The 13,163-nt window shown below is 43.4% G+C and carries 10 protein-coding genes; 5 read left to right on the forward strand and 5 right to left on the reverse strand.

Annotated elements, in window-relative coordinates:
- Positions 1-33 precede the first annotated feature (33 nt).
- Genes AC1RJL_RS16725 through glgA form a run of 3 tightly spaced genes read left to right on the forward strand, consistent with a single transcriptional unit; the run spans position 34 to position 3,947 of the window.
- Entirely contained in the window at positions 34-249 is a 216-nt protein-coding gene (locus tag AC1RJL_RS16725) for a hypothetical protein (protein WP_492916088.1), read from the forward strand.
- 20 nt (positions 250-269) lie between these two features.
- Complete coding sequence (gene glgB / locus AC1RJL_RS16730; RefSeq protein WP_492916090.1) at positions 270-2,477, forward strand: 1,4-alpha-glucan branching protein GlgB; 2,208 nt, start codon at positions 270-272, stop codon at positions 2,475-2,477.
- Positions 2,478-2,498: 21 nt separating this feature from the next.
- On the forward strand, positions 2,499-3,947 hold the full coding sequence (gene glgA, locus AC1RJL_RS16735) for a glycogen synthase GlgA (protein WP_492916092.1): 1,449 nt from the start codon (positions 2,499-2,501) through the stop codon (positions 3,945-3,947).
- 49 nt (positions 3,948-3,996) lie between these two features.
- Here the strand turns inward: glgA and AC1RJL_RS16740 are convergent, their stop codons facing one another.
- The 5 genes from AC1RJL_RS16740 to AC1RJL_RS16760 all read right to left on the reverse strand — a co-directional run bounded on the left by AC1RJL_RS16740 (position 3,997) and on the right by AC1RJL_RS16760 (position 11,233).
- On the reverse strand, positions 3,997-5,610 hold the full coding sequence (locus tag AC1RJL_RS16740; RefSeq protein WP_492916094.1) for an ABC transporter ATP-binding protein: 1,614 nt from the start codon (positions 5,608-5,610) through the stop codon (positions 3,997-3,999).
- Positions 5,611-5,613: 3 nt separating this feature from the next.
- Entirely contained in the window at positions 5,614-6,507 is an 894-nt protein-coding gene (locus tag AC1RJL_RS16745) for an ABC transporter permease (protein ID WP_492916096.1), read from the reverse strand.
- A gap of 2 nt (positions 6,508-6,509) precedes the next feature.
- Positions 6,510-7,445, reverse strand: a complete 936-nt coding sequence (locus tag AC1RJL_RS16750; RefSeq protein ID WP_492916098.1) for an ABC transporter permease — start codon at positions 7,443-7,445, stop codon at positions 6,510-6,512.
- 2 nt (positions 7,446-7,447) lie between these two features.
- Positions 7,448-9,076, reverse strand: coding sequence for a peptide ABC transporter substrate-binding protein (locus AC1RJL_RS16755; protein WP_492916100.1), 1,629 nt, complete (start codon positions 9,074-9,076; stop codon positions 7,448-7,450).
- A gap of 66 nt (positions 9,077-9,142) precedes the next feature.
- Positions 9,143-11,233, reverse strand: coding sequence for a M3 family metallopeptidase (locus AC1RJL_RS16760; RefSeq protein WP_492916102.1), 2,091 nt, complete (start codon positions 11,231-11,233; stop codon positions 9,143-9,145).
- Positions 11,234-11,506: 273 nt separating this feature from the next.
- On the opposite strand from AC1RJL_RS16760, the gene AC1RJL_RS16765 reads away from it, so the two are divergent.
- Both AC1RJL_RS16765 and AC1RJL_RS16770 read left to right on the forward strand, forming a co-directional pair.
- A complete protein-coding gene (locus tag AC1RJL_RS16765) occupies positions 11,507-12,124 on the forward strand; it encodes a histidine kinase (protein ID WP_492916104.1) in 618 nt (205 codons plus the stop codon).
- 41 nt (positions 12,125-12,165) lie between these two features.
- Entirely contained in the window at positions 12,166-13,104 is a 939-nt protein-coding gene (locus tag AC1RJL_RS16770) for a sensor domain-containing diguanylate cyclase (RefSeq protein ID WP_492916106.1), read from the forward strand.
- The last annotated feature ends 59 nt before the right edge of the window (positions 13,105-13,163 follow it).

A 13,163-nucleotide genomic window follows, 5' to 3' on the forward strand; every position in this document is an offset into this window, starting at 1 on the left:
ACCAGAACACAAAAATTTTATGGTGCATTTAATATGGCGCCACTGCGCAATTTAAATGCAAAGCTAAGTGTAGCTACAAGTTTGGCATTGAATCTGCAAATGGCTTTTATTGCCATTGTTTTTTGCAAAAAAATGGTGCATCAAATGAAACCGATAATAGCTAAGCTAGTAGAGTCGAATCATATGACGATTTTATGTAGCCCAAAATCGGGCATAATCGCGCACATGCAAAATCAAGTGCCACAATAATCACTCCAGGAATCGATTGAATGTTGAATGTGAAGCAGGACAACCCCTTATCCCACGCGATGTTGCGCATAGTTACCGCTACCCACCATGATCCCTTTGAAGTACTCGGACGCCACCCTTTAGAGGAAAATGCGACCACCAGCGCTGACACATTTGTCCGTGTCTATCTACCTGGTGCACGTGCTGCAGCCTTACTAATCAACGATCAACAGCATAATTTAAACCGTATCGAGGGCACTGATTTCTTCGAATGGCAGGGTTTGGCAAAGACACTGCCGGAACATTATCTAGTCCAGTGGCAAGATCGCCACAATGTGACTCACACAGAATTCGACCCCTACTCCTTTGCACCACAATTGGGCGAGATCGATATGCACTTGTTTGCGGAGGGTCAACATTGGAATATCTATCAACATTTGGGTGCTCATCCACGCACAGTTGATGGAATCGAGGGCGTACTGTTTGCTACCTGGGCGCCTAATGCAGAGCGCATTAGCGTTGTCGGTGATTTTAATGACTGGGATGGCCGTCAGCATCCATTGCGAGTACGCGGTGGCAGTGGCTTATGGGAGGTTTTCATCCCTGGTATTGAGGCTGGGGCGCTCTATAAATTTGAAATCCGCAATCGCGTCACTGGCGCTGTTTTCCTTAAATCAGATCCCTATGGCCAAGCGTTTGAATTGCGCCCGCAAACTGGCTCAATCGTTGAAGCACCTTCCCGTTATGAGTGGCAAGATGGCGATTGGATGAATCGACGCGCCCACTGGGATTGGCAATCTTCCCCTCTTTCCGTCTACGAAATGCATCTCGGTTCCTGGCGTCGGGGTTGGGCTGGCGAATTTATGAATTATCGCGAACTGGCCCATCAGATTGTGGATTACATAAAGCCACTAGGTTTTACCCATATTGAAATCATGCCCGTAAGTGAGCATCCACTGGATGACTCCTGGGGTTATCAAACCACCGGTTACTACGCGCCAACCAGCCGCTTTGGTACGCCTGACGACTTCCGCTATTTTGTTGATTACCTTCATCGCCACAACATCGGGATTATCCTCGATTGGGTGCCGGCTCACTTCCCTAAAGATGCCCATGCCCTCGCACGCTTTGACGGCTCCGCACTTTATGAACATGAAGATCCACGTTTGGGCGAGCATCGCGATTGGGGTACGTTGATCTATAACTATGGCCGTAATGAAGTACGAAACTTCCTGCTGGCAAACGCTTTGTTCTGGCTGAAGGAATATCACCTTGATGGTTTACGTGTGGATGCGGTGGCGTCCATGTTGCATCTGGATTATTCGCGCGAGCCCGGTGAGTGGATTCCCAATATTCATGGCGGTAATGAAAATCTGGAAGCGATGACCTTCTTGCAAAAATTGAATGAGGTTTGCCATGGACAGCATCCCGGTGCTTTGGTGATTGCCGAAGAATCGACCGCATGGCCACAAGTCACTCGCCCGACCTGGGTTGGCGGCTTGGGCTTTTCAATGAAATGGAATATGGGTTGGATGCACGATTCTCTGGAATACATGAGTAAAGATCCAATTCATCGTCAGTATCACCACAATCAATTAACCTTCGGCATGGTGTACGCCTTTACCGAAAATTTTATGCTGCCTTTTTCACACGATGAAGTGGTGCATGGCAAAGGCAGTATGATCAATAAAATGCCCGGTGATGATTGGCAAAAATTTGCCAACCTGCGCCTGCTTTACACTTACTTATTCACTTATCCCGGCACCAAATTATTATTTATGGGGAGCGAGTTCGCGCAATGGAGCGAATGGGCACAAAGTCGCGCGCTGGATTGGAATCTTTTTGATTACGCTCCGCACCAAGGTATGCACGCATTGGTAAAAGATTTGAATCATTGTTATACCAGTATGCCTTCTCTCTATCAACGCAATTTCCACGGCGATGGTTTCGAGTGGGTCGATTGCCACGATAGTACCCAATCAATCGTAAGCTATATCCGTAAAAGCGATACCGATTTCAGTATAGTGATTTTGAATTTCACACCGGTAACTCGCACTAATTATCGTATTGGCATCCCTGTTGCCGGTGCTTACCACGAAGTATTGAATTCCGATTCCAGTTTTTATGGTGGCAGCAATTGGGGCAATTCCAATCCAATTTATTCACAACCCGTGCCCTGGATGAATCACCAACAATCACTGGAAATTAATCTGCCACCTTTGGGCGCCCTGATATTAAAACTTGCGTAAATGTAGGAAAAAGGATCACTCATGCAGAAAATTTTATTTGCAACCAGTGAAGTTTACCCACTGATAAAAACCGGCGGGCTTGCCGATGTCGCCGCGAGCTTGCCCCGCGCACTGCTAAAGCTCGGGCAGGATGTAAAAATCCTGATCCCAGCTTACGCAAGCGTTTTGGAAAAAGCTGCCGAAGCAGGAATAAAGGAAATCGCCAAACTTGAGATTGAAGGCTATTTGATATCGCTGAAGCAAACTCGTCTGCCTGGCACACGCGTTATTGTATGGTTAGTCGATATTGCCGAATTTTTTGAGCGGGCTGGTAATCCCTATTGCGGCCCGGACGGCAACGATTGGTATGATAATCACAAGCGCTTTTATGTGTTTGCAAAAGTAGCGGAATTAATTGCGTTAAATCAGGCTAATCTGGATTGGCAGCCAACGGTTGTACATTGCAACGATTGGCAAACGGCATTGATTCCTGCCCTGCTTTCTTTGCACCCCAATCATCCTGCAACAGTTTTTACTATCCACAATCTGGCATATCGCGGTTTATTTTCTTACCAGGCGTTTGCGGAATTAAATCTTCCCGCAGGATTTTGGCATCATGAACGCTTGGAATTTTACGGCCAAATGTCCTTTATTAAAGGTGGTCTGGGATTTGCGGATTACATTACAACTGTAAGTCCAAGTTATGCGCAAGAGATTCAACACCCTGAATTTGGTTGCGGACTGGATGGGCTAATTCGCTATCGCAGTGACTCAATTGCCGGTATTTTAAATGGTATAGATACCGATGAATGGAACCCCGGTACCGATCCGCATCTGACCTGTAACTACAACCGTCGCACCCTGGGAAACAAAACGAAAAACAAACTTGCATTGCAAGCAGAGCTTGGGCTGACTGTTAGCGCGGAAACTCCCCTGCTCGGATTTGTTGGGCGCTTGGTGGATCAAAAAGGTGTCGATTTAATTCTGGCACAAATGAACCAATTGCTGGGCCAGGATTGCCAATTGGTTATTTTGGGAAGCGGCTTTCCACATTACGAACAAGCCTTAAAAAATATTGCACAACAACATCCAACCAAAATTTCAGTCACCTTGGGCTACAACGAGTCGTTTGCACACCGTATTGAAGCAAGCAGCGATATATTTTTGATGCCCTCGATTTTTGAGCCCTGCGGACTCAATCAAATGTACAGTCTACGTTACGGTACATTACCCGTAGTTCATGCGGTTGGTGGCTTACGCGATACAGTACTCGAACAAGGACAAAATGATTTTCCTGCACAGGCCAACGGTTTTATATTTACCGGAGCCAGTGCGGACGAATTATTTGCAGCAATCCAGAGAGCTCTTTCGAGCTATCAACAAAAGGACCTGTGGCGGCAATTGCAATTAAATGCGATGAGCCAGGATTTCTCATGGGATGCAAGCGCTAAAGAATATTTAGCAATTTACGAAAAAATTATTCTGCAATAAGTGTGATATGACGATCAAAAATGGGCATTTTAAAGTGCCCATTTTTTCATTACAGCTTCGGAATTGCTGCCAATAATTGGCGGGTATATTCTTGCCGGGGTGCAGAGAATAGCTGCTCGGTACGTCCCTCCTCGACCAATTTCCCTTTTTGCATAACTACCACTCTGTCACACAGGTATCGTACCACTGACATATCGTGGGAAATAAATAACATTGTCAAGTTATGTTTCTGCGTAAGCTCTAACAATAGGGCTAGAATTTGCGCGCGAATCGTAACATCCAAAGCTGATACAGGCTCGTCGGCGATAATTAGTTTTGGTTTTAACGCAATCGCACGAGCAATTGCAATACGCTGACGCTGGCCACCGGAAAATTCATGCGGATATTTGCGGATAAAGCGTCGATCCAAACCTACGTCATCCATTAGTTCGTTAACGCGATCCAATACATTATTCTTAGTGGCAATTCCATGGACTAAAAGTGGTTCTGCCAGTGTATCGAATACTGTCATGCGCGGGTTTAATGATGCATAGGGATCTTGAAAAATCATTTGCACATCGCGGCGCATTTCTTTCAAGTTGGTCGGTGAAAGCGCAAGCAAATTTTTCCCGTTAAATATGATCTCACCGGACTGTGCATCAACCAAACGAACAACACTTCTACCCAAGGTGGATTTACCAGATCCGGACTCACCCACGAGCCCTAAAATCTCTCCTCGCTGGATGTTAATGCTAACGTCGTCTACTCCCCGTGCAAATTGTTTTACACGATTAAATAGGGAGCCTGATTGAGATGCATAGCCAACCTGCAGATGTTTAATGTCAAGCAATGGCAGCTCATTTTGTTTTGCTTCACTGGCAACCGGCTTTTCAGTAGTAAGTACTGCGCTCAATAATTTTTTTGTATAAGGTTGTTTCGGGTTTTTAAATATTTCATCAGTAGTGCCCTGCTCTACCAGTTTCCCTTTTTCCATTACCAACACATCATCAGCCATCTGCACCGCAACACCTAAATCATGGGTGATAAAAATAACGGCAAGATTATGACTCTTTTGCAGTTTTTTTATGAGGGCAAGAATCTGCGCCTGGACGGTGACATCCAATGCGGTAGTCGGCTCATCGGCGATCAATATTTCGGGTTCCGCCAGCAGTGCCATCGCAATCATTACGCGTTGGCGCATCCCACCCGAAAACTGGTGCGGATAGTCGTCAATTCTTTTTTCAGCATCATTAATACCGACTTCGATAAGTGAAGCGATTGCTTTTGCACGAGCTTCTTTTTTATTCATTTTCTTGTGCTGCAAGAGCACTTCAACCAACTGATCTGAAATCTGCATATAAGGATTCAGACAAGTCATTGGATCCTGAAAAATCATCGCAATCTTATGCCCACGCACATGCCGCAATTCCGCTTCCTGCATTTGCAGCAAATCCTTTCCACGAAACAGCGCACGACCAGATTCAATCTTGCCGGGCGGCATAGGAATTAATCCTAAAAGCGCATAACAGGCAACTGATTTTCCTGAACCCGACTCACCTACAATACCCAGAACTTTACCTGCCTCAAGCGAAAAACCTAGATTTTCAACAGCTATGGTTTGGCCATTTCGGGTATTAAAAAGTACACGTAAATTTTCAACACTGAGTAGTTTATCGTTGGCCATGATTTAATCCTTGGATGCTCTGGGATCGAGGGCATCACGCAGGCCATCGCCTAAAAAATTGAGAGAGAACAAGGTAATTGTTAATACCAAACCAGGAAAAATAAGTAACCATGGGTACTCTTCCATGGTCTCAACCCCGCCAGATATTAGTGATCCCCACGAACTTGCAGGTGGCTGAATACCCAAGCCCAAGAAGCTAAGAAAAGATTCCAGTAGAATTACACTGGGTATTGTTAATGTGGTGTATACGATTACTGGGCCAAGCACATTGGGAATCAAATGACGAGAAATAATTCTCCAGGGTGATAATCCCATGGTTATTGCAGCCTCAACAAACTCTTGTCGTTTTATGGTTAATACTTGGCCGCGCACAATACGAGCCATAGTAAGCCACTCAACCGCACCAATCGCTAAAAATAACAGCAGCATGCTGCTACCAAAAATTACAGTTAGCAAAATAATAAATATAGTGAAAGGTAAAGCATAAAGCGCATCAACAATACGCATCATAACTGCATCTACACGCCCACCTAAGAAACCAGCAACGGCCCCCCATATCACTCCAATGGTTAACGCAACTGCTGTTGCAATAAAGCCCACCGTAAGTGAAATTCTGCTGCCATACATAATACGCGTTAATTGGTCTCGTCCTAAAACATCCGTTCCCAACCAATGCTCAGCAGATGGTGAAACAGCTCCCAAATCAAGGTTTTGCTCTTCATAACTGTAGGGAGCAATCCATGGTGTTAGCAGAGCAATTCCGATCATAGATATCAAAACAATCAAGCCTAACATTGCCATTTTGTTTTTGAATAGTCGAGTCATAGCATCCCGTGTTAGTGATGCACCTTTCTCATATTCATTTATTAAATGTGTAGACGGAATACTATTCGACATAATCATTTCCCCCCCGCAAGGCTTTGTCGCACTTTCGGATTCAGCCAAACAAGCAGGATGTCAGCAATTAAGTTGAATAGAATAATTAAAAACGCAAAAAAAATAGTCAATCCTAAAATCATCGTATAATCGCGATTAAAAGCTGCCATCACATAGAATCGCCCAAGGCCTGGAATCTGAAAAATAGATTCGACAACAAAAGAGCCCGCCAGTAGACCAGCAATCGCGGGACCAAGAAATGAAACTACGGGTGTTATGCCGCCGCGCAAAGCGTGTACAAATATAATCCTCCCATGAGATAGTCCTTTGGCATGGGCAGTGCGAATGTAATCTTGTGACAATATTTCTAACATACCTCCCCTACTTATGCGGGCAATATAAGCTGCATATACGGAACCGAGTGTTACAGACGGTAAAATTTTATCCCCAGTAATTTGTCCCCATCCGGCAACAGGCAGCCATTCAAGCCAAATGCCAAAAACTAATAGTAAGATGGGGCCAAGCACGAATGTCGGCATACAGATTCCGATCATCGCAGTGGACATAGGAAAATAATCAAGCAGTGTATTTCGCTTCAGCGCGGCAACTATACCTGCGGGCAAACCCACAAATAGTGCAAATAATATTGCATAGCAAGAAAGCTCTAAAGTAGCAGGAAGTCCAGCAGAAATTAAATCATTTACAGTATGAGTAGGATACTTAAACGAAGGGCCAAAATCGCCTTGCAATAGATTGGACATATAGTCGAGATATTGTTTCCAAAGTGGATCATCCAAATGATAGCGTTGATTTAGATGTTTAAGAACCTCGGGGGGAACTGCTCGCTCTGCATCAAAAGGTCCTCCTGGAGCTGCACGAACCATAAAAAAAGTGACTGTTGCAACTAACAAAAGCACAGGGATAGATTGTAAAAGGCGAGCACATATAAACCTTAACATTATTAATGCCCCTCTTTTGTTTTCTCTAGGTACATATATTTGTATGGATGATAATCCATTATATTGGGATAGTACCCCTTGACGTCTTCAGACAGTAAATAGTTTGTCGTGTAATTATAAATTGGAAGAATTGGAACCTCCTCGATTAGGATTTTTTCTGCCTCTTGAAGATATGCGTAGCGCTCCTCTCTTGTTTTTGCTGAAGTGGACTTTCTAACAAAATTATCATAATTCTGATTCGACCAGCCTGTGTTATTGTTGCCGCCATTAGTCACAAATAACTCAATAAATGTATATGGATCTAAATAATCCCCTATCCAGCCTCTGCGCGATATCTGATAATTAAGGAGAGTTTGATTATTTATATACACTTTCCATTCCTGGTTTTGTAAAGTCACATCGATATTGAGGGCTTTTTTCCACATTTGTTGTATTGCTACAGCAACTTTTTGATGATCTTGACTTGTGTTGTAAATCAACTCTAATTTCGGAAATCCTTTACCATCTGGATAGCCAGCTTCTGCCAAGAGCTTTTTAGCCAGAGGAATGTCGTAGACCATTTTCGCTGTTGTGTTATAGCCTAATGTATCAGGGGGGGTATAGCTGAATGTAGGCTCCTGCCCACCTTTTGTGACATTTTTTGTGATTGATGATCGATCAATTGAATAGGCCAGAGCTTTCCTTACGCGCACATCATCAAGTGGCTTTACTGTGACATTAAATAAATAGAAATAGGTCCCGAAATAAAGATGCCCTCTGTATTCCATCGACTTGGATTCTTTGTAACGTGCAATTTTAGTGCTTGGCATAGTCTCGGTTTTATGGAGCTGTCGAGCTTTAAACATTCGCTCCTCTACCAACGCTTGATCAATCGGATAGAAATGAATTTCATTTAGCTTGACGGTACCGGCATCCCAGTAGTATTTATTGCGCTCTACAATAAATACTTTTCCGGGGGTCCACTCTTTTATTATAAAAGGACCATTTCCAACAAAATTTTCCGGTCGAGTCCAGCGAGTAGCTGCCTCATCAATTCGCCCATGCTTGAGAATTGTAGGGGTATGTATGGGATACATACTATGATGATCTAATAATTGAAGAAAATAGGGAGTAGGATTTTCAAGCGTTACCTGTAAGGTATGGTTGTTTAATGATCGAACACCAACTTGAGAAAAGTCATCAATCTCTCCCTTATAAAAAGCCTCACCATTTCTTAAAACATACAATGAGCCCGCATACTGATTGCCTAGTGCGGGCGATAAAGCCCGCTTCCAAGACATGACAAAATCATCGGCGGTAAGTGAATCCCCATTAGACCATTTTGCGTCATGACGCAGATTAAATGTGTAGGTAAGCCCATCTTCAGATATTTCCCAGCTCTCGGCTACGCCAGGAACAATCTCAAGTGTTTGCGGATGCTTGGCAACCAATCCCTCAAACAATGCCATTTGCAAATGATACTCCGGCATTCCCGTCGTAGTATGCGGATCTATCTCTGCTGGCTCAGTACCGTTTCCAATGTGCATTATTTGATGTTCGGTTCCAATATCAACTAATTTTTTCCGATCACCGCAAGCAGTCAAAAACAACAGAAGAGATATAACAACTAAAAACAGACTATTTAATTTCATGTCATTAAAACCAAATCAATTCATGGATAACGATTGAACACTGCCATAACATGGTTATTTGCTTGGCTATTTATTGGATAAATCGTTAGTAAAAGCATCAAAATTATAAGGTCTGCCTAAAAAATCCCTCACTAAATCAGCAGCATCTTTTTTCCCGCCTGGTTCAAGTACGGTTTTACGATAATGGTGTGCAACTTCAGGATTGCGTAACCCTTTTTTAGCAAACTCGCTGTGCATGTCTGCTGCTATCACAAGAGACCACATATAAGTGTAATAAATCGAAGAGTAACCATTTAAATGCCCAAAGCTTGCGTAAAAATAAGTGTCATCTACATAGCCGAACGGTGAATAAGTAGATTGGATATTTTCCATAATGTGATCAAGCTCCATTGAGGCTGGATTCTGGTTGTAAACACCCAATGACAATGCAGCATAAAATAGTTGGTGCTTGGTCCACATTGCTTTTCCGAAGTCGCGCCCGGCAACCATTTTTTTAACCAGCGAGGGAGGAATCACTTCGCCTTTATCGTTGCGAGCAAAACTTGCCAGCGTCTGGGCATCCCAAACCCATTCCTCCAGCATTTGCGATGGCGCTTCTACAAAATCCCACTCATTTTTTATGCCAGAAAAATACATCCATCGTTGATCAGTACCGGCAAAAATATTGTGCAGCAGATGCCCAAATTCATGTAAAAAAGTTTCGACATCTGTGTGCTCCATCAAGCCTGAACTACCATCACCACCAGGAAAATTGCAGACTAATGCTGCCTCTGGTAGCTGCAGGCCATTAATCCCGTTGATGATGGAAAATTCCGCAGCATGCTTATATTTTCCTTCACGTGGATGCATATCTAAATAAAAACGACCGATCAGTTTATTACCATCGAAAATTTGATATGCCTTAACCGACTCATGCCACACCTTGGTTTCCCAAGGTTTTATGGTGATTCCAAACATTGCTTGAGTAAGATCAAAGATGCCTTGTCGCACATTTTCATAATGGAAATATTGTCTAACTTCTTGTGCATTTACTTGGTATTGTTCTTTCTTAACTAAATCCTCGAGATAGATTTTTTGCCAATCGGCCACTTTTGTTGCTGCCGGGTCAATTTTTTTCAGCCGCTTTAATAACTGGTTATATTCCACTTGCGCGCGCGGCGTAGCGACATCGGAAACCTTATCAATAAAGGTTTGCGCATTTTCCGGCGACTTAATCATCTTGTCTTCGGTGATAAACGCTGCATAATTTTTGTAACCCAGGAGATTGGCTAGCTCATGACGTTTACTTATTAACTCATGCAGCACTTTTTTATTCTCTGGATAAGCTTGCTGTCTAAAAATAATATAAAATTTGCGACGCAATTCATCACTTTCTGCATATTGCATAAAGGGCATATAGTCGGGATAGGCGGTGGTAAGTACTATTTTTCCTTGTTCATTCGGCTTATGTGCCTCGATGTAATCTTGCGGTAGACCTTTCAGGTCGGCGGGTGAGTTCAAAATTAATTGACGAGCCCCATCGCGAATATTTTTATCAAATGATTGACCGATAAGGTTTATTTCTTCATTGAGCATTTTGATGCGATTGCGAGTGGCATCATCTTTATCAACACCTGAGCGTTTGAAATCACGCAGCATATGTTCAACGAAGCGCTGATCGAGAGCATCAAGTGCAGCAATGTCCACGTGTTGCAAATGATTATAAAGCGGTCGCGATAAACTAATTTCGCCAATCAATTCCACAAACTTCTGTTCACATTGTTCCGCGCTGGTGCGCAATTCAGCATTTGGATGGACGTTTGCATAGAGGCTGGCCAGGTTCATTTGCCCGTCCAGGATGATATCCATCTCATTGACAGCTTTTAATAACTCTTGGGGCGTGTATTTCCTATCCGGAAGTCCAAATTCAGCTAATTGAGCTGAAACTAGCTGATAATCCTTCTGACAATTTTTGATATAGCTGGCCGCTTCGGGATCTGCTGGAACTGCTTCCCAAACGGGGGTGCTTATATTTGAAGCTGTTTTATCCGACGCTGATGGCTTTGAGGAACACCCATTAAATAGAAGGGCTAACGCAAGCAGCAGCAAGGTTGGCAGTGAAGGTCTGAGTTGAAGATTACTTTTGTACTGACCACAGATAACACCAGGAAACGCCATAATCACCCCTGCCTATCAATAAATTAGATGTCGGCCACCCGTTTTCATATAGGGCGGAGCTGCATGTTAGTACACTTTAGGGGGCAAACAAAGCATTCTAAAATGCCATATTTTACAATTACTTACCTGACTCAATGAGCAAACTTCCGCATAGGATAATCAGACTTGCATCACTAACTTGCATTCTGCGATTGATGTTTCCCACCAAACCTGCAGATTACTGCTAAGCTTCAGATAAATCCCCCCTGGAATACCTATAACAAGATCTGAACTATGCGAGATTATTTGCTCACCGAAGATCAACGCGATTGCCTTCAGGAAATCACCAATGTCGCAATGGGACAGGCCGGTTCCCATTTGGCGCGCCTGCTTGATGTTTTTGTTGTTTTATCAATTCCACATGTGAGCGTATTGAACCCTACTGATATCGCGATGGCACTGCAGTCGTTAAATCGGGAAAGCCGTAACGATATAGTCCATGGTGTCTGCCAAGGCTTTATTGGCGGGGGAATTGCTGGCGAGGCAATGCTAATCTTCCATGAGACCGATTTTGACGACCTCGCAAAGCTACTTAAATATGATCGTGTACCTGATGAACAGGCGCAGTATGAACTGCTTATGGATACGGCTAATGTTCTGAATGGCGCTTGCCTGAGAGGTTTGGCTGAGCAGCTGGATACACACTTCAGTTTTGGTCCACCCATGCTTTTGGGTCAGCATTGCAACATTGCTGACCTTTTACAAAACAACAATATGAAATGGAAGCAAGCTTTGGTGGTGGAGATCAATTACTCCATTGAAAACCACAAAATTAACTGTGATTTATTGTTAGTGGTCGCAGAGCACTCTATTTTCGGTCTGACTGAAAAACTTAATTACCTACTAGACTAGGTTGAACAATAGCGATGGCAATTAGCGAAGATCTCAGCAGAATGTTCAAAGATGTCCACTGGCAGATGGATATTCTGCAAAATATTGATGTAGGCCTTGTAGTGATGAGCCCCGACTACACTATTGAAGTCTGGAACAGCTTCATGCAGAACCACAGTGGCAAAGCGCCCGAAGAAGTCCTTAATAAAAGCCTTTTTACCGTTTTTCCTGAACTATCGGAGCAATGGTTCAGGCATAAATCCAAGTCGGTTTTTGTTTTGCAAAATACTGCGTTTACGACTTGGGAACAGCGCCCCTATTTATTTCGCTTTCCGCATTATCGTCCAATCACCGGCACTGCAGAATATATGTACCAAAACAGTACAATTATTCCTCTTATCGATACCAAAGGTGAAGTGGGTCATATATGCCTCGTTATTTATGATGTCACTGACTCAGCTGTTAACAAACTCGCGCAGCAGCAAGCCAATAAGCAATTACAAAATCTTAGCCGCACGGACCATCTTACCGGCCTTTTCAATAGGGGTTATTGGGAGCTGCGTTTAATCCAGGAATTTAAACGCTATGATCGATACGAACAACCATCCAGCCTGATTATGCTTGATATCGATCACTTCAAAAAAATCAATGATAAGTATGGCCATACTATCGGTGATGAAGCCATACGTGGTGTTAGCCGTGCGATCAAAGAGCAAGTCCGTGATCTGGATATAGCAGGACGTTATGGTGGTGAAGAGTTCGGGATTGTTCTTACTAATACCAATGGTGATGGCGCTTGTGTTTTTGCTGAGCGGTTACGTTCCACAATAGAGCATTTAACGATTTACACTGAAGGTCATGAAATTAAGTTTACTGTAAGCTTGGGAATAGCAGAACTAACTGGTCAAATCCATGATCATCGCAATTGGATTGAAAAGGCAGATCAGGCACTCTACAAATCAAAAGAATCTGGACGTAATCGCTGCACGATGCAGCCATAACTTTCACAAAATCTATAAATAAAAAAGGCTCCGCAAGGAGCCTTTTTTATCTTACCCTG

It is taken from the genome of Cellvibrio sp. GW822-FHT04B05, assembly GCF_058800985.1.